Raw genomic sequence first — 17,099 nt, 5'->3', positions numbered from 1 at the left:
AAATCCGTTCCCAGATCGGTCAGTTGTGGTGCTGAATGGGAAGTGCGGAGATACGCAACGGCGCACGCCCGGCACGGCGGGAGGGGTGTGCGCAACTGGCGGCTGAGAGGGGTTTGTTCGTGCCTGCTTTCCCACACAGCACCACATCGACCGCGACAGCGATCGCCATACCACCGTCGCTCTCCCTTCCGGTGATCGAGGCGGCGTTTCCCAGGCAATTGCACCCGTATTGGCCCAGGCTCCAGGAGAAGACCCGGGCCTGGCTCCTGGAAAAGCGGCTCATGCCGGCCGACAAGGTCGAGGAATATGCCGACGGCCTGTGCTACACGGATCTGATGGCGGGGTACTACCTCGGTGCCCCGGACGAGGTGCTCCAGGCGATAACGGACTACAGCGCGTGGTTCTTCGTCTGGGACGACCGTCACGACCGAGACGTCGTCCACCGCCGGCCGGCGGCATGGCGCCGGTTGAGGACGCGGTTGCACGAGGCACTCGACTCTCCTCGGCACCATCTGCACCACGAGGATCCCCTGGTCGCGGGTTTCGCGGACAGTGTGCTGCGCTTGTACGCGTTCCTGCCCCGAACCTGGAACGAACGCTTCGCCCGGCACTTCCACGAAGTGATCGAGGCCTACGACCGCGAGTTCCGCAACCGTACCGAGGGGGTGATTCCCCCGGTCCAGGAATATCTGGCGCTGCGGCGGCTCACCTTTGCGCACTGGATCTGGACCGACCTGTTGGAGCCGAGCGCCGGACGGGAACTCCCGGACGCCGTACGGAAACATCCGGCATATCGAAGGGCGGCGCTGCTGAGTCAGGAATTCGCCGCCTGGTACAACGACCTGTGTTCACTTCCCAAGGAAATCGCGGGCGATGACGTCCACAATCTCGGAATCAGCCTCATCACCCATGAGGGGCTGACGCTGGAAGAGGCGGTCGCGGAAGTCCGGCGGCGTGTCGACGGCTGCATCACCGAATTCGTCGTGGTCGAAGAGAAGGCCTTGCGGTTCGCCGACGGCCTCGACGACGGAACGCCGGACGGCAAGGAATTGAGTGTTGCCGTCCGGGCCTGCCTCGCGAATATGCGCAACTGGTTCAGCTCGGTCTACTGGTTCCACCACGAGTCCGGCCGCTACACGGTCGACAGCTGGGACGACCGGTCCACGCCCCCGTACGTCAACAACGAAACGGCAGGTGAGAAATGACCGTCGAGTCTGTCAAGCCCGAAGCCCCGGCACCGGCTTCGGAACTGCGTGTACCGCCCCTCGCGGGCGGTCGGGTCCCGGTCCTCGGGCACGGCCTCAAGCTGGTCCGTGATCCGTTGGCCTTCATGTCCGGGCTGCGCGAGCACGGCGATGTCGTCCGGCTGAAACTCGGCCCGAAGACGGTGTACGCGGTCACCACCCCGGCGCTCACCGGAGCCCTCGCGCTGAGCCCCGACTACAAGATCGACGGCCCGCTGTGGGAGTCCCTGGAGGGGCTGCTCGGCAAGGAGGGCGTGGCCACCGCGAACGGCCCGCGCCACCGCCGCCAGCGGCGCACCATCCAGCCCGCCTTCCGGCTCGACGCCATCCCGGCGTACGGCCCGATCATGGAGGAGGAGGCGCACGCGCTGGCCGAGCGCTGGAAGCCCGGCGAGACGATCGAGTGCACCTCCGAGTCCTTCCGGGTCGCCGTGCGCATCGCGGCCCGCTGCCTGCTGCGCGGCGAGTACATGGACGAGCGGGCGGAGCGGCTGTGCGTCGCGCTCGCCACCGTGTTCCGCGGTATGTACCGGCGCATGGTCGTACCGCTCGGACCGCTGTACCGGCTGCCGCTTCCGGCCAACCGGGAATTCAACCGGGCGCTGGCCGATTTGCATCTCCTGGTCGACGAGATCGTGGCCGAGCGCCGGGCGTCCGGTCAAAAGCCGGACGATTTGCTGACGGCGTTGCTGGAGGCCGAGGACGAGAATGGGGACCCGATCGGTGAACAGGAGATCCACGACCAGGTCGTCGCGATACTCACTCCCGGGAGCGAAACCGTGGCTTCCACGATCATGTGGCTGCTCCAGGTGCTCGCCGAACATCCGGAACACGCGGACAGGGTCCGGGACGAAGTTGAATCGGTAACCGGTGGGCGGCCCGTCGCATTCGAGGACGTCCGCAAGCTCACCCACACCAACAATGTCGTCGTCGAGGCGATGCGTTTGCGCCCGGCCGTATGGATACTGACGCGGCGGGCGGTCACCGACACGGAACTCGGCGGCTATCGCATTCCGGCCGGGGCGGACATCGTGTACAGCCCGTATGCGATCCAGCGCGATGCGCGTTCGTACGCGGACAACCTGGAGTTCGATCCCGACCGGTGGCTTCCGGAACGTGCCAAGGACGTACCGAAATACGCCATGAGCCCGTTCAGCGTGGGCAACCGCAAGTGCCCGAGTGACCACTTCTCGATGGCGCAGCTCTCACTGATCACGGCGGCGGTGGCGACCGCGTACCGCTTCGAGCAGGTGCCCGGGTCCGATGACACGACCCGTGTGGGCATCACGCTCCGCCCGCACGAACTGCTGCTCAGGCCGGTGCGGAGGTGAGCGACGGGCGCGCGTTCAGGCGGCCTGCGGTCCCCTGAACGTGCGCCGGTACGCGTGCGGCGTGGTGCCCACCGCCCGTACGAACTGATGGCGCAGCGCGGCCGCGTTGCCGAACCCCGTGCGGCCCGCGATCGCGTCCACCGTCTCGTCCGTCACTTCCAGCAACCGCTGGGCCAGCAGCACCCGTTGGCGCAGGATCCAGCGGTACGGAGTCGTCCCCGTCTCCTGCTGGAAGCGGCGGGCGAAGGTGCGCGGCGACATCAGCGCGCGGGCGGCGAGCTGCTCGACGGTCACCTCCTGGTCCAGGTTGCGCTCCATCCACACCAGCACCTCGGCGACCGTGTCGCACTCGGAGCGGGGCAGTGGCCGTTCGATGTACTGGGCCTGTCCGCCGTCCCGGTGCGGCGGCACCACCATCCGCCGGGCGATCCGGTTGGCGACCTCCGGCCCCTGCTCCTTGCGCACGATGTGCAGACAGGCGTCGATGCCGGCGGCGGTGCCCGCCGAGGTGATCACCGGGTCCTCGTCGACGTAGAGCACGTCCGGCTCGACGATCGCCCGTGGATACCGCCGGGACAGCTCCTGGGCGTGCCGCCAGTGCACGGCGCAGCGCCGCCCGTCCAGCAGCCCCGCGGCGCCCAGCACGAAGACGCCGGAGCACACGCTGAGCACCCGGGCGCCGCGCTCCACCGCCCGGTTCAGGGCGTCCAGCAGACCGGGCGGGAAGGTCCGGGACTCGTACCCCGAGCCGGCCGGCACGGCGATCAGATCGGCCGCCTCCAGCCGCTCGAGCCCGTGCTCGACCTGCATCGAGAAGCCCGCGTTGGCGCGCAGCACCGGCTGCTCGGCCGAGGCGACCGCGAAGTCGTAGACCGGCAGTCCGTCGTCGCTGCGGTCGATGCCGAAGACCTCGCAGACGACGCCGAGTTCGAAGGGATTCACGCCGTCGACGAGGACGGCCGCCACGTTCCGGAGCATCTTTCCAGTGTGCCCGAGCGCTGGCAGGAATTCGAGGGCCTACGGCAGTCCTGCCACTGCCGGTAAGGAGTGTCCGGCGCGACAGTGGTGTCTATGAACACGAACCAGATCGAAGCCCTCATCGGAATGCTGGCCGTCGTCGCACTCTTCGCGATCATGATCCTGCCCGCGGCCGTCGGTGTCGTCCGCGACCGGCGCATCGACCGCCAGCTCAGGCAGTCCGAGCGGCGCCGCCGCACCGCGGGCGAGCGGTCGTACCGCAGCGACGGCGGGGTCCGTACCCGCACCTACCGTCTGCACACCACCCGTTGACCGGCGGCGACCGGCCCACCGCCGGCCGCGACCGGAAAGGCGCCGGCCCACGAGCGACGCCGGCCGCGGTCCGTCGAGGACCGCGGCCGGCGTCGGGGAGCGAGCGACCTGAGGAGGACTGACTAGAAGTCCTCGTCCAGGTCCACCGTGCCCTCCACCGCGACCTGGTAGGCCGAGGGGCGGCGCTCGAAGAAGTTGGTCAGTTCCTGGACGCCCTGGAGCTCCATGAAGGAGAACGGGTTCTCCGAGCCGTACACCGGCGCGAAGCCCAGCCGGGTCAGACGCTGGTCGGCGACGCACTCCAGGTACTGCCGCATCGAGTCGGTGTTCATGCCCGGCAGGCCGTCGCCGCACAGGTCGCGGGCGAACTGGAGCTCGGCGCCGACGGCCTCCCGCAGCATGTCGGTGACCTGCTGCTGAAGCTGGTCGTCGAACAGCTCCGGCTCCTCCTTGCGGACGGTGTCCACCACGTCGAAGGCGAAGCTCATGTGCATCGTCTCGTCACGGAAGACCCAGTTGGTGCCGGTGGCGAGGCCGTGCAGCAGACCCCGGCTGCGCAGCCAGTAGACGTAGGCGAACGCGCCGTAGAAGAACAGGCCCTCGATGCACGCCGCGAAGCAGATCAGGTTGAGCAGGAAGCGGCGGCGGTCGGCCATGGACTCCAGGCGGTCCAGCTTCTCGACCGAGTCCATCCACTTGAAGCAGAACTCGGCCTTCTCCCGGATGGAGGGGATGTTCTCCACCGCGTCGAACGCGGCGGCACGGTCCTCCGGGTCGGGCAGATAGGTGTCCAGGAGCGTCAGATAGAACTGGACGTGCACCGCTTCCTCGAACAGCTGCCTGGACAGATACAGGCGCGCCTCGGGGGAGTTGATGTGCTTGTACAGCGTCAGCACCAGGTTGTTCGCGACGATCGAGTCGCCCGTGGCGAAGAAGGCCACCAGGCGGCCGATCAGGTGCTGTTCGGCGGGCGACAGCTTCGCGAGGTCGGCCACGTCCGAGTGGAGGTCGACCTCCTCCACGGTCCAGGTGTTCTTGATGGCGTCCCGGTAGCGCTCGTAGAAGTCCGGGTAGCGCATGGGGCGCAGAGTCAGCTCGAAGCCGGGGTCGAGGAGGTTCTGGTTCCGGCTCTTGCCGGCGCGGGGCGCCGTCGTCGAGGGGAGGTGGTCGGGCATTACTGGCAGGCCTCGCAGGACTCGGGGTTTTCCAGGGAGCAGGCGACGGCGTCAACGGGAGCCGCCGGCTGCGGTACGGGGACGGTGGTCTGGGCCCGCGCGGCGCGCGCGATCCGGGTCGCCGGGCGCGAACGCAGGTAGTACGTCGTCTTCAGGCCCTGCTTCCACGCGTACGCGTACATCGAGGAGAGCTTGCCGATGGTCGGCGTCTCCAGGAACAGGTTCAGGGACTGGGACTGGTCGAGGTACGGGGTGCGGGCCGCGGCCATGTCGATCAGGCCCCGCTGCGGAATCTCCCACGCCGTGCGGTAGAGCCGCCGCGCGTCCTCGGGGATCCAGGTGAAGTCCTGCACCGAGCCGCCCGCGTCGCGCAGCGCCTCACGGGTGCGGGCGTCCCAGACGCCGAGCTCCTTGAGCTCGTTCACCAGGTAGGAGTTGACCTGGAGGAACTCACCGGAGAGCGTCTCGCGCTTGAACAGGTTCGACACCTGCGGCTCGATGCACTCGTACACACCGGCGATCGAGGCGATGGTGGCGGTGGGGGCGATGGCCAGCAGCAGCGCGTTGCGCATGCCGACCGCGGCGATCCGCTCGCGCAGCGCCGCCCAGCGCTCCGGCCAGGCCGGCTCGACGCCGTAGTGGTCGGGGTGCAGCACACCGCGCGCGGTACGGGTCTTCTCCCAGGCCGGCAGCGGGCCGTTGCGCTCGGCGAGGTCGGCGGAGGCCTCGTACGCGGCGAGCATGACGCGCTCGGCGATCCGGGTGGACAGCTGCCTGGCCTCCGGGGAGTCGAAGGGCAGCCGCAGCTTGAAGAACACGTCCTGGAGGCCCATCGCGCCCAGACCGACCGGCCGCCACCTGCTGTTGGACCGGCCCGCCTGCTCGGTCGGGTAGAAGTTGATGTCGACCACGCGGTCCAGGAACGTGACGGCGGTGCGGACGGTGGCGTCCAGCCGCTCCCAGTCGATGTCGCCGGCCGCCGTGTCCACGAAGGCGCCCAGGTTGACCGAGCCCAGGTTGCAGACCGCGGTCTCCGAGTCGTCGGTGACCTCCAGGATCTCCGTGCAGAGGTTGGAGGAGTGCACGACATGGCCCGGCTCGGCCGTCTGGTTGGCGGTGCGGTTGGCGGCGTCCTTGAACGTCATCCAGCCGTTGCCGGTCTGCGCGAGGGTGCGCATCATGCGGCCGTACAGCTCCCGGGCGGGCACCGTCTTCCGGGCGAGCCCGGCCGACTCCGCCCGGCGGTAGGCGGCGTCGAACTCCTCGCCGTACAGGTCCACCAGTTCGGGCACGTCGGCCGGGGAGAACAGCGACCACTGCGCGTCCGTGTCGACCCGCCGCATGAACTCGTCCGGGACCCAGTGCGCCAGGTTGAGGTTGTGCGTGCGCCGGGCGTCCTCACCGGTGTTGTCGCGCAGCTCCAGGAACTCCTCGATGTCGGAGTGCCAGGTCTCCAGATAGACCGCGGCCGCGCCCTTGCGCCGCCCGCCCTGGTTCACGGCGGCGACGGAGGCGTCGAGCGTCTTCAGGAACGGGACGATGCCGTTGGAGTGGCCGTTCGTGCCGCGGATCAGCGAGCCGCGGGAGCGGATGCGGGAGTACGACAGCCCGATGCCGCCGGCGTGCTTGGACAGACGCGCGACCTGGTGGTAGCGGTCGTAGATCGAGTCCAGCTCGTCCAGGGGGGAGTCCAGCAGGTAGCAGGACGACATCTGGGGGTGCCGCGTGCCGGAGTTGAACAGCGTGGGGGAGGAGGGCAGGTAGTCGAGGCGGCTCATGAGCCCGTAGAGCGCCGCGACTTCGTCGACGGACCGGCTGGAGTCGTCCTCGGCGAGCCCGCACGCCACCCGCAGCATGAAGTGCTGCGGCGTCTCGATCACCCGCCGGGTGATCGGGTGGCGCAGCAGGTAGCGGCTGTGCAGCGTGCGCAGTCCGAAGTAGCCGAACCGGTCGTCGCCCGCGGTGTCGATCAGCGTGTCGAGACGCTCGCCGTGCAGGCCCACGAACTCCGCGGTCCGGTCGGCGATGAGCCCTTCCCGGTGGCCCACGGCGACGGACCCGGTGAAGGAGGTGACGCCCTGCGAGGCGGCCTCGGCGGCGACGGAGACGGTCAGCAGCCGGGCGGCCAGCCGCGAGTAGGCGGGGTCCTCCGAGATGAGGCCGGCGGCGGCCTCCGTGGCCAGCTCGCGCAACTCCGTCTCGTCGGCCCGCGCGGACCGGCCGCGCAGCGCGGCGGCGGCGACCCGGCCGGCGTCGGCGTCGGGGAGGTCGGCGGTCAGCTCGGTCAGCGTGCGCAGCAGTGCGGCACCGGGTCCGTCGGGCTCCTGGGCCGCCTCAGTCGCTGAAGCCGGTTCGGCTGGCGCGATGGTCACGTGGGGCTCTCCCTCGCTCGGCACGGGGCCTTGCGGAGGGCAGGGGGCAGCTCACGAGCGCACGCGGCGTCGCGTCCACCGACCCATTCCACGAGGCCCGGACGTCATGGCACCCGAACCGGACGGTCGGGCGCGCTGTCGGCAGGTCCTCGGACTGACGCTCGTATGAACGCATGCGGGCATACGTGTACGAGTACACCGTTGCGGGACAGTTCCGGATTCGCACCGGATTCCCCTGCGGCGACAGCGAGCATGAGCATACATCTTGTGCCGGGTTCGGGTGACGCCCCCAGATGTTGTGTCGCGCCGGTTTCAGAGCGTCAGCCGATAGGTGAGGAGAGTGATGCCGTCGAGCTGCGGCAGAGGGTTCCAGTCCCGCTCGGGTGTGCGGACGAAGCCCATCCGTTCGTAGATCCGGTGGGCGGAGCGCATGCTCCGCTGGGTCGACAGCACGACGCGTACGCAGCCCTCCGTGGCCCGCGCGCGGTCGACGCAGGCGCGCACCAGGCTCTCCCCGGCGCCGCGCCCGCGGGCCTCGCGGTCGACGGCGAGCATACGGATCTCGGCCTCCGCCGGACCCGCGATGTCCGCCATCGGGCCGCCGGACGGCACGAAGGTCACACCGCCCACGAGAGCGCCGTCCGCCACCGCGACCAGGACCTGCGCGGCGGCGGCCCGCTTGGCCACGTCCTTCAGCTCGCCGAGGTAGGCGTCGCTCTCCCCGAAGTCGAGCAGGCCGTCCTGGAGGTAGGCCCGGGCGGTGATCTCGCCGAGTGTCTCGTACTCCTCGGGCGCCGCCGGGCGGATCACGATGTCCATGGGGGCGAGTGTGCCCGAGGGGTACGGCAACGGGCCGCCGGATTTCGTCCGGCGGCCCGTCGGGGAGTCGCTCAGTGCGAGGCGCCGGCCACGGCCGGCGGCAGCTCCTTCTGCACGCCCGGGTCGCCCGCGTCGGCCGTGTAGTCCGAGGGGCTGGTCTCGTCGACGCCCTCGGGGGCCTTGGCGGCCCGCAGGACGAAGGTCATGACCACCGTGACGACGAGGTTCAGCACGAACGCCGTCAGACCGATGTAGCCGATCTCGCCGATGCCGGGGATCTCGGCCGACGAGCCGCCGAAGTGCTTCTGCGTCGGCGAGGCGACGCCGTACGCGGCGACCGTGCCGTAGAGCATGCCGACCGCCCAGCCGGCCAGCAGCGCCCAGCGGTGGAACCAGCGGGTGAACAGGCCGCCGACCAGGGCCGGGAAGGTCTGCAGGATCCAGATGCCGCCCAGCAGCTGGAAGTTGATCGCGACGGTCTTGTCCATGCCGAGGACGAAGACCAGCGCACCCACCTTCACCAGCAGCGAGACCAGCTTGGAGACCTTGGTCTCCTGCGCCGGCGTCGCGTCCGGCTTCAGGAAGTCCTTGTAGATGTTGCGGGTGAAGAGGTTCGCGGCCGCGATCGACATGATCGCCGCCGGCACCAGCGCGCCGATGCCGATCGCCGCGAAGGCGACGCCGGTGAACCAGTCCGGGAACATGTTCTCGAACAGCTGGGGGATGGCCAGCTGGCCGTTCTCCACCTTGATGCCGGCCGCGATCGCCATGAAGCCGAGCAGGCCGAGCAGGCCGAGCATCAGCGAGTACAGCGGCAGGATGGTGGAGTTGCGGCGGATGACGTCCCGGCTGCGGCTGGACAGCACGGCCGTCACGCTGTGCGGGTACATGAACAGCGCGAGGGCCGAACCGAGCGCCAGGGTGGCGTACGTCCACTGCGAGCCGTCCAGCGGCACCAGCCCGCCCGCTCCGGCCTCCGTGTACTTGTCGCTCGCCGCGGCGAAGATGTCGTCGAAACCGCCCAGCTTGATCGGGATGTAGATGATCGCGACGGCGATGACGAGGTAGATCAGCGTGTCCTTCACGAACGCGATCAGGGCCGGCGCGCGCAGACCCGACGAGTACGTGTAGGCGGCCAGCACGCCGAAGGCGATCAGCAGCGGCAGGTCCTTGATGAACCAGTGCGTGTTCTCACCGCCGCCGACGCCCATCACGTCCAGCACGGCCTGGATGCCGACCAGCTGGAGCGCGATGTACGGCATGGTCGCCAGGATGCCGGTCACCGCGACCGCCAGCGACAGGCCCTTGGAGCCGAAGCGGCCCCGGACGAAGTCCGAGGTGGTCACATAGCCGTGCTTGTGCGAGACCGACCACAGACGGGGCAGGAAGAGGAACATCAGCGGGTAGATCAGGATCGTGTACGGCACGGCGAAGAAGCCGGCCGCGCCCGCAGCGTAGATCGCCGCCGGCACCGCCACGAAGGTGTACGCGGTGTAGAGGTCGCCGCCGAGCAGGAACCAGGTGACCCAGGTGCCGAAGGACCGGCCGCCCAGACCCCACTCGTCGAGGCTCTGCTCGTTCTCGGCCCTGCGCCAGCGCGAGGCCAGGAAGCCCATGACCGTCACGGCCAGGAAGAAGAGGATGAATACGGCGAGCGCGACGCCGTTCACGCCGTCGTTCATGCGTCGGCACCCCCCTCGGACTTGCGGGCGCGCTGGTCACGCTGCCACAGCCGGTAGGCGATCATCGTGAGCACCGTGGAGATGACCACCCAGGCCATCTGGTACCAGTAGAAGAACGGAATGCCGATGAAGGCCGGGTCGGTCTTCGCGTACGAACCGACCCACAGCATCGCCACGAAGGGCGCTGTGAGACAGAGGGCGATGATGACGCGCACGGGCGTCACCACCGCTTCTCCGCTCGTCGGTGGGGCTTGTGACATCTGGTGGCTCCGTCCCCTCGCTGATCACCTGGTGCAACGCGCAGGCAATGTAGGTCACGGTGTCCCACATGCGGAAGCCCTTGTTCACATACCGGTTCCTCAACAGCAGCGGAAACTTTGCCGCGGGTCCCTTTCCTGCTGGTCCGTCCGCATGCGCTCGAAGTCCCGTCGGGACGGAATCTCCGCCTCCGGGCGGTTCTTGCGCAGGTGGGCGACATAGCGGTCGTAGGCCGATTCATCGGTCAGCTCCCGCACGTACCAGCGGACCCCGCTAATCACCCGGCGCAGCAGCGGTGACGGACGCACGGCGCTGTTCCTCCTTCTCCTCCTGCGTCGGGAACAGCCCGGCCGGCGCGACGATCTTCGACTCGGTGTACGGCACCTCACTGAGCGTGGACAGCGCGGGTCGGCGGACGTGCCGGACGCAGATCCGGGTCGCGTCCACGATCACGACGACGATCAGCAGGGCGAGCAGGGCGGTGAGCACACCGTCGACCGTGGAGTTGGTGACGACCGTGCGCATGTCGTCCATGGTCTTGGCCGGCGGCAGGATCTCCCCGCGGTCGATGGCGTCCTGGAACACCTGCCGCTGCTTGAAGAAGCCGACCTTGGGGTCGCTGGAGAACACCTTCTGCCAGCTGGCGGTCAGGGTCACGGTGGCGTCCCAGGCGAGCGGGACGCCGGTGATCCACGCCCACTTCAGGCGGCCCGACTTCACCAGCAGCGTGGTGCACACCGCCAGCGCGACGGCCGCCAGCAGCTGGTTCGAGATGCCGAAGATCGGGAACAGCTGGTTGATGCCGCCGAGCGGCTCGTGGACGCCCACCCACAGGAAGTAGCCCCACAGGCCGCACACGATCGCGCTGGTGATGACCAGCCCCGGCTTCCAGCTGACGTTCCTGAACGACCGGTGGACGTTGCCCAGCATGTCCTGGAGCATGAACCGGCCGACGCGGGTGCCGGCGTCCAGCGCGGTCAGGATGAACAGCGCCTCGAACATGATGGCGAAGTGGTACCAGAACGCCTTGAGGCCGCCGCCGGTCACCTGGGAGAAGATCTCCGAGACGCCGACCGCGAGGGTGGGCGCGCCGCCGGTGCGGGACAGCAGGGTCGACTCCTCGACGCTCTCCGCGGCCTTGGCCAGGTCGGCCGGCGAGATCTGGTAACCCCAGCTGCCCACCACCTGGGAGGCGCTCTCCACGGTGGTGCCGATCACTCCGGCGGGCGCGTTCATCGCGAAGTACAGGCCGGGGTCGATGATGCTGGCCGCGATCAGCGCCATCACGGCGACCGAGGACTCCATCAGCATGGAGCCGTAGCCGATCATCCGGACCTGCGTCTCCTTCTGGATCATCTTCGGCGTCGTCCCGCTGGAGATCAGGGCGTGGAAGCCGGAGAGCGCGCCGCAGGCGATGGTGATGAAGACGAACGGGAACAGGGAGCCCGCGAAGACCGGACCGTCGCCGCGGGAGGCGAAGTCGGTGACGGCGTCCATCTTCAGCGTCGGCAGCGCGATCACCACGCCGGCCGCGAGCAGCACGATCGTGCCGATCTTCATGAAGGTGGACAGGTAGTCGCGGGGAGCGAGCAGCATCCACACCGGCAGGATCGAGGCGATGAAGCCGTACGCCACCAGCCAGATCACGAGCGTGGACGGCGCCAGGGTGAACGTGTCGGCCCAGGACGACTCGGCGACCCAGCGGCCCGCGACGAGCGCGACCAGCAGCAGCGCCACGCCGATCAGGGAGACCTCCGCGACCCGCCCGGGCCGCAGGACCCGCAGGTAGAAGCCCATCAGCAGGGCGATCGGGACGGTCATCGCGATGGAGAAGGTGCCCCACGGGGAGGCCGCCAGCGCGTTGACGATCACCAGGGCGAGCACCCCGAGCAGGATGATCATGATGGCGAAGGCGGCCAGCAGCGCCGCCGCCCCGCCGAACGGCCCTATCTCCTCCCGCGCCATCTGGCCCAGGGACCGTCCGTCGCGCCGGGTGGAGAAGAACAGCACCACCATGTCCTGGACGGCGCCCGCGAAGATGACGCCGACGATGATCCAGATCGTGCCGGGCAGATAGCCCATCTGCGCGGCGAGCACCGGACCGACCAGGGGTCCCGCGCCCGCGATCGCCGCGAAGTGGTGGCCCAGCAGGACGCGGCGGTCGGTCGGGTGGAAGTCGATGCCGTTGTCGAGGCGTTCGGCCGGGGTGGCACGGGTCTTGTCGACCTTCAGGACCCGGTTCGCGATGAACTTGGAGTAGAAGCGGTAGGCGATCGCGTACGAGCCGAGGGCGGCCGCGACCATCCAGGCGGCCGAGACCTCCTCACCGCGCGACAACGCGAGTACGGTCCAGCCGGCGGCGCCGACCAGTGCGACGAGGCTCCAGATGACGATGGTTCGGGCGTTCGCTGTGCGCACGGGTCGTCCTCCCGTCGTATGCGATGACGGGAGGACCGTAGGACAGTCGATGTGATCTGCGCTACACCGCGAACAGGGTTGTGTCGCGGGGCCCTTGGGTTCCGGACCGGGCGGCGCGGGCCGCGCCGCCCGCGCGGGCTGTGCCTCCGGCTACGCCTCGGGCCGCTTGAGGCGCGCCACGAACTTGTACCGGTCGCCCCGGTAGACGGACCGCACCCACTCCACCGGTTCGCCGTCCCGGTCCAGCGAGTGACGGGAGAGCATCAGCATCGGCAGGCCGACGTCCGTGCCCAGCAGACCGGCCTCGCGCGGGGTGGCCAGCGAGGTCTCGATGGTCTCCTCGGCCTCCGCGAGATGCACGTCGTACACCTCGGCCAACGCGGTGTACAGCGAGGTGTACTTGACCAGGCTGCGGCGCAGCGCCGGGAAGCGCTTCGCGCTCAGATGGGTCGTCTCGATCGCCATCGGCTCGCCGTTGGCCATCCGCAGGCGCTCGATGCGCAGGACCCGGCCGCCGGCGGAGATGCCGAGCAGACCGGCCAGGGTGTCGTCGGCGGTGATGTAGCCGATGTCCAGCAGCTGCGAGGTCGGCTCCAGGCCCTGGGCCCGCATGTCCTCGGTGTACGAGGTGAGTTGGAGCGCCTGCGAGACCTTCGGCTTGGCGACGAAGGTGCCCTTGCCCTGGATGCGTTCCAGCCGGCCCTCGACCACCAGTTCCTGAAGGGCCTGGCGCACGGTGGTGCGCGAGGTGTCGAACTCCGCGGCCAGGGTGCGCTCGGGCGGGACCGGTGTGCCGGGCGGCAGCGTTTCGGTCATGTCGAGCAGGTGCTTCTTCAGGCGGTAGTACTTGGGCACCCGTGCGGTACGGACGGGTGCCCCGTTCTCGTTCTCCGCACTGCTGACGTCAGTGCTCATGCTCCGCCTTCCCGGCTTCTGTACCGACGCGACCGACATCCGCCGGTCGCGGGTCACATCGTGGCACGGACGCGCGCCAGAGGTTCCCCGCACGCTCCGTGATCCCCTCTGTATACCGTCGGTGCCTTCGCTGGTCTAGTCCATGCAGTCAAGTGGTCTACCCAAGTGTGCCTCGTCGAGCCGGTGTTTTCGACGGGTTCTTACTTAAAGGTTCCTGCATATGTAGGTCCCATAACGGCTGGTCGGAGGCGCACGAGCACCCTTGACACGCCATTTGGTCTGAGCCAAGCTCCCCCTACTGGTCTACACCATTGGTCCAGGTCCCGGCCCCGGACGGTACGCACGGAGTTGACGCTCACCGTGGGGACGAGGGGGGTTTGTGGCATCCCTGAGGAGGATGGCGTGAAGCGCAAGCTGATATCCGCGATCGGTGTCGCGGCGATGATGGTCTCCATTGCGGCCTGCGGGGGCGACGAAGGCGACGAGGGCAAGACCGGGGCGGACGGCTTCGCGGGCCAGACGCTCACCGTGTGGGTGATGGACGGTTCGTCACCCGACCAGTGGCAGAAGGACGTCGCCGCTGCCTTCGAGAAGAAGACCAAGGCCAAGGTCAAGTTCGAGATCCAGCAGTGGAACGGCATCCAGCAGAAGCTGACCACCGCCCTGTCCGAGGAGAACCCGCCCGACGTCTTCGAGATCGGCAACACGCAGACCCCGGCCTACGCCAAGACCGGCGGCCTCGCCGACCTCGCGGACCTGAAGTCCGAGATCGGCGCGGAGTGGACCGAGTCCCTGAACAACTCCTCGGTCTTCGAGGGCAAGCAGTACGCGGCGCCCTGGTACTTCGCCAACCGCGTGGTCATGTACAACAAGAAGGTCTGGGCCGACGCCGGCATCAAGGACACCCCCAAGACCCGCGACGAGTTCTACGACGCCCTGAAGACGATCGGCGACAAGACCGACGCCGAGCCGATCTACCTGCCCGGCCAGAACTGGTACCACTTCGTCGGCCTGGTCGTCGGCGAGGGCGGCGAACTGGTCAAGAAGGACGGGGACAAGTACGTCTCCAACCTCGGTGACCCCAAGGTCGCCGCCGCGATGGAGACCTACCAGAAGTTCCAGGCCCTCTCCAAGGCGCCCAAGGACAAGGACGAGGCCACCCCGCAGCAGGGCGAGGTCTTCGCCAAGGGCAACGTCGGCGCCATCATCTCGATGGGCTGGGAGGCCGGCATCGCCATCGAGGCCAACCCGGAGATCGAGGAGCAGATCGGCTACTTCACCATCCCGGGTGACACCGCCGACCAGCCCGAGGGTGTCTTCCTCGGCGGCTCCAACCTCTCGGTCGCCGCGGGCAGCAAGAAGCAGGAGCTGGCCAAGGAGTTCCTGAGGATCGCCCTGTCCGACACGCACGAGGGCCGGCTCGCCAAGCTCAACGGCGTCATCCCGAACAAGGAGTCGCTCCAGTCCAACCTGGCGGGCAACGCCGCCGCCGAGGCCGCCGCGCCGGCCGCCGCGGGCGGTGGCACCACACCGCTGATCCCCGAGTGGGCCGCCGTCGAGAACGCGCCGAACCCGGTGAAGACCTACATGACCGCCGTTCTGAACGGCAAGTCCCCCGCCGAGGCCGCCCAGCAGGTCGAGGAGGAGTTCAACAAGCGCCTGTCGCAGGAGAGCTGACAGCCGGCGCCGACGGGGCGGGGGCCGCTCATGGCCCCCGCTCCCGCTCCTGTTCCCGCTGACGGGACTTCGTAGGCCGAGAAGAGAGATCGCGAGCATGACCGTGCAGACCGAACGGCCGCCCTCCGGTCCGCTGGACACCACCCCATCGGGCAAGAGCGGATCCGGCGGGCCGGGGCAGCGCGTGACGTCGCGGGCCGGCGCGCTGGCCCCGTATTTGCTGCTGCTGCCGGCCTGCGCGGCCACCGTGCTGCTGCTGGGCTGGCCGCTGCTGAAGGACGTTCTGCTGTCCTTCCAGAACCTCAACATGGCGCAGCTGATCCAGCACGTCACCGAGTGGAACGGCATCGACAACTACAAAGAGGTCCTCACCGGCGAGGACTTCTGGCGCGTCACCCTGCGCTCGATCCTGTTCACGGCGGTCAACGTCGTCCTGATCATGATCTTCGGCGCCCTGATCGGCCTGCTGCTCGCCCGCCTCGGCAGGCGCATGCGGGTCATGCTGATGATCGGGCTCGTGCTGGCCTGGGCGATGCCCGTGGTCGCCGCGACCACCGTCTACCAGTGGCTGTTCGCCCAGCGCTTCGGGGTCGTCAACTGGGTGCTCGACAAGCTCGGCTGGCACTCCATGGCCGACTACAGCTGGACCAGCAGCCAGATGTCGACGTTCTTCGTCGTCACCGTGCTGATCGTCTGGATGTCGATCCCCTTCGTCGCGCTCAACCTCTACGCCGCGACCACCACCATCCCGGACGAGCTCTACGAGGCCGCCGCCCTCGACGGCGCCGGTGCCTGGCGGATCTTCTCCACCGTGACGTTCCCGTTCCTGCGTCCGTTCCTCTACGCCACCACGTTCCTGGAGATCATCTGGGTCTTCAAGGCGTTCGTGCAGGTCTTCGCCTTCAACGGCGGCGGCCCCGACCGGCTCACGGAGATCCTGCCCGTCTACGCCTACATCGAGGGCGTCGGCAACCAGCACTACGGAATGGGCGCGGCCATCGCCGTCCTGACCATCCTGATCCTGCTCGCTCTGACCGCGTACTACCTGCGGGTCGTGCTCAAGCAAGAGGAGGACGAGCTGTGAAGCGCTCGCTCTTCGGCCGCCTGTGGCCCAACGTCACGGCCGTCGTGCTGTTCATCGGCTTCGTCTTCCCCGTGTACTGGATGTTCGCCACGGCGTTCAAACCGACCGGCGACATCATCTCGGAGAATCCGGTCTGGTTCCCGACCGACATCACCTTCGACCACTTCAAGACCGCGACCGACGCCGACAACTTCTGGACGTTCGTCGCCAACTCGCTGATCGTCACGGTGCTCGCGGTCGTCTTCTCGCTGCTCATCGCGCTCGCCGGGGCGTTCGCCCTGGCCCGTATGCGGTTCAGGGGACGGCGCGGCTTCATCGTCGGCTTCATGATGGCGCAGATGGCGCCCTGGGAAGTCATGGTCATCGCGATCTACATGATCGTGCGGGACGCGTCGATGCTGAACAGCCTGGTTCCGCTGACCCTCTTCTACACGATGATGATCCTGCCCTTCACCGTCCTGACGCTGCGCGGCTTCGTCGCCGCGGTGCCCCGGGAACTGGAGGAGTCGGCGATGGTCGACGGCTGCACCCGCGGCCAGGCCTTCCTCAAGATCATCTTCCCGCTGCTCGCGCCGGGCCTGATGGCCACCTCGATGTTCGGCTTCATCACCGCCTGGAACGAGCTGCCGCTCGTCCTGGTCGTCAACAAGGAGGCCGGCGCCCAGACGCTGCCGCTGTGGCTCACCAGCTTCCAGACCGTCTTCGGCAACGACTGGGGCGCGACCATGGCGGCCTCCTCCCTCTTCGCCGTTCCGATCCTGATCCTCTTCGTCTTCCTCCAGCGCAGGGCCGTCAGCGGGCTGACCGCCGGCGCTGTGAAGGGATAACGCCCTC

Annotated in this window: 15 protein-coding genes and 1 riboswitch; of the genes, 6 read left to right on the top strand and 9 right to left on the bottom strand. The window is 68.5% G+C overall.

From position 1 onward, the window contains the following. The first annotated feature begins 119 nt into the window (after positions 1–119). Together cyc1 and DN051_RS14270 are read left to right on the top strand one after the other, a co-directional pair. Positions 120–1,205: an epi-isozizaene synthase gene (cyc1, locus tag DN051_RS14275; RefSeq protein WP_107093838.1), complete on the top strand. Its 1,086-nt coding sequence runs from the start codon at positions 120–122 to the stop codon at positions 1,203–1,205. Further along, positions 1,202–2,575 carry a bifunctional albaflavenone monooxygenase/terpene synthase gene (locus tag DN051_RS14270; protein WP_053757362.1) on the top strand — a complete coding sequence of 458 codons (1,374 nt, stop codon included), beginning with the start codon at positions 1,202–1,204 and terminating at the stop codon, positions 2,573–2,575. Before cyc1 ends, DN051_RS14270 begins: the two co-directional genes overlap by 4 nt. A 15-nt stretch (positions 2,576–2,590) precedes the next feature. Here DN051_RS14270 and DN051_RS14265 read toward each other — a convergent pair whose 3' ends face one another. After that, entirely contained in the window at positions 2,591–3,553 is a 963-nt protein-coding gene (locus tag DN051_RS14265) for a helix-turn-helix domain-containing protein (protein ID WP_112438833.1), read from the bottom strand. Between the two features lie 93 nt (positions 3,554–3,646). Here DN051_RS14265 and DN051_RS14260 point away from each other — a divergent pair, with 93 nt between their 5' ends. Beyond that, on the top strand, positions 3,647–3,865 hold the full coding sequence (locus DN051_RS14260) for a hypothetical protein (RefSeq protein ID WP_053757360.1): 219 nt from the start codon (positions 3,647–3,649) through the stop codon (positions 3,863–3,865). 122 nt (positions 3,866–3,987) lie between these two features. Here DN051_RS14260 and DN051_RS14255 read toward each other — a convergent pair whose 3' ends face one another. From DN051_RS14255 to DN051_RS14220, 8 genes are all read right to left on the bottom strand, one after another. Beyond that, positions 3,988–5,040 carry a ribonucleotide-diphosphate reductase subunit beta gene (locus DN051_RS14255; protein WP_053757359.1) on the bottom strand — a complete coding sequence of 351 codons (1,053 nt, stop codon included), beginning with the start codon at positions 5,038–5,040 and terminating at the stop codon, positions 3,988–3,990. Continuing rightward, a complete protein-coding gene (locus DN051_RS14250) occupies positions 5,040–7,412 on the bottom strand; it encodes a ribonucleoside-diphosphate reductase subunit alpha (protein ID WP_112438832.1) in 2,373 nt (790 codons plus the stop codon). The genes DN051_RS14255 and DN051_RS14250 overlap by 1 nt, the downstream gene beginning before the upstream one ends. A gap of 123 nt (positions 7,413–7,535) precedes the next feature. Next, a riboswitch (cobalamin riboswitch) is annotated at positions 7,536–7,672 on the bottom strand. Positions 7,673–7,724: 52 nt separating this feature from the next. Next, positions 7,725–8,231 (bottom strand): GNAT family N-acetyltransferase, encoded by a 507-nt coding sequence (locus DN051_RS14245; RefSeq protein WP_053757397.1) that lies wholly within the window; start codon positions 8,229–8,231, stop codon positions 7,725–7,727. 71 nt (positions 8,232–8,302) lie between these two features. After that, positions 8,303–9,913 (bottom strand): monocarboxylate uptake permease MctP, encoded by a 1,611-nt coding sequence (gene mctP / locus DN051_RS14240; protein ID WP_053757357.1) that lies wholly within the window; start codon positions 9,911–9,913, stop codon positions 8,303–8,305. Continuing rightward, positions 9,910–10,173 (bottom strand): DUF3311 domain-containing protein, encoded by a 264-nt coding sequence (locus DN051_RS14235; protein WP_079000485.1) that lies wholly within the window; start codon positions 10,171–10,173, stop codon positions 9,910–9,912. The genes mctP and DN051_RS14235 overlap by 4 nt, the downstream gene beginning before the upstream one ends. Positions 10,174–10,272: 99 nt before the next feature. Further along, positions 10,273–10,479, bottom strand: coding sequence for a YbdD/YjiX family protein (locus DN051_RS14230; protein WP_246041014.1), 207 nt, complete (start codon positions 10,477–10,479; stop codon positions 10,273–10,275). Continuing rightward, positions 10,445–12,589, bottom strand: a complete 2,145-nt coding sequence (locus tag DN051_RS14225; protein WP_053757355.1) for a carbon starvation CstA family protein — start codon at positions 12,587–12,589, stop codon at positions 10,445–10,447. The genes DN051_RS14230 and DN051_RS14225 overlap by 35 nt, the downstream gene beginning before the upstream one ends. A gap of 150 nt (positions 12,590–12,739) precedes the next feature. Beyond that, the gene (locus DN051_RS14220) at positions 12,740–13,504 is read right to left on the bottom strand and encodes a GntR family transcriptional regulator (RefSeq protein WP_053757354.1); all 765 of its coding nucleotides are present in this window, start codon (positions 13,502–13,504) and stop codon (positions 12,740–12,742) included. Between the two features lie 402 nt (positions 13,505–13,906). Here DN051_RS14220 and DN051_RS14215 point away from each other — a divergent pair, with 402 nt between their 5' ends. The 3 genes from DN051_RS14215 to DN051_RS14205 all read left to right on the top strand — a co-directional run bounded on the left by DN051_RS14215 (position 13,907) and on the right by DN051_RS14205 (position 17,092). After that, the gene (locus DN051_RS14215; protein WP_053757353.1) at positions 13,907–15,181 is read left to right on the top strand and encodes an extracellular solute-binding protein; all 1,275 of its coding nucleotides are present in this window, start codon (positions 13,907–13,909) and stop codon (positions 15,179–15,181) included. Positions 15,182–15,278: 97 nt separating this feature from the next. Beyond that, positions 15,279–16,265, top strand: a complete 987-nt coding sequence (locus DN051_RS14210) for a carbohydrate ABC transporter permease (RefSeq protein ID WP_112438831.1) — start codon at positions 15,279–15,281, stop codon at positions 16,263–16,265. Continuing rightward, on the top strand, positions 16,262–17,092 hold the full coding sequence (locus DN051_RS14205; RefSeq protein ID WP_053757351.1) for a carbohydrate ABC transporter permease: 831 nt from the start codon (positions 16,262–16,264) through the stop codon (positions 17,090–17,092). Before DN051_RS14210 ends, DN051_RS14205 begins: the two co-directional genes overlap by 4 nt. The last annotated feature ends 7 nt before the right edge of the window (positions 17,093–17,099 follow it).

This window comes from Streptomyces cadmiisoli, assembly GCF_003261055.1.
Taxonomy (GTDB): domain Bacteria; phylum Actinomycetota; class Actinomycetes; order Streptomycetales; family Streptomycetaceae; genus Streptomyces; species Streptomyces cadmiisoli.
The sequence above is the reverse complement of the archived record's forward strand: the minus strand, read 5'-3'. Positions and strand labels throughout refer to the sequence as shown.

Bases quoted from the DNA above. Each gene is read 5' to 3' on its own strand.
- DN051_RS14265 (WP_112438833.1), bottom strand. From the start codon at position 3,553: ATGCTCCGGAACGTGGCGGCCGTCCTCGTCGACGGCGTGAATCCCTTC.
- DN051_RS14245 (WP_053757397.1), bottom strand. From the start codon at position 8,231: ATGGACATCGTGATCCGCCCGGCGGCGCCCGAGGAGTACGAGACACTC.
- DN051_RS14235 (WP_079000485.1), bottom strand. From the start codon at position 10,173: ATGTCACAAGCCCCACCGACGAGCGGAGAAGCGGTGGTGACGCCCGTG.
- DN051_RS14210 (WP_112438831.1), top strand. From the start codon at position 15,279: ATGACCGTGCAGACCGAACGGCCGCCCTCCGGTCCGCTGGACACCACC.
- DN051_RS14260 (WP_053757360.1), top strand. From the start codon at position 3,647: ATGAACACGAACCAGATCGAAGCCCTCATCGGAATGCTGGCCGTCGTC.
- DN051_RS14255 (WP_053757359.1), bottom strand. From the start codon at position 5,040: ATGCCCGACCACCTCCCCTCGACGACGGCGCCCCGCGCCGGCAAGAGC.
- mctP (WP_053757357.1), bottom strand. From the start codon at position 9,913: ATGAACGACGGCGTGAACGGCGTCGCGCTCGCCGTATTCATCCTCTTC.
- DN051_RS14220 (WP_053757354.1), bottom strand. From the start codon at position 13,504: ATGAGCACTGACGTCAGCAGTGCGGAGAACGAGAACGGGGCACCCGTC.
- DN051_RS14270 (WP_053757362.1), top strand. From the start codon at position 1,202: ATGACCGTCGAGTCTGTCAAGCCCGAAGCCCCGGCACCGGCTTCGGAA.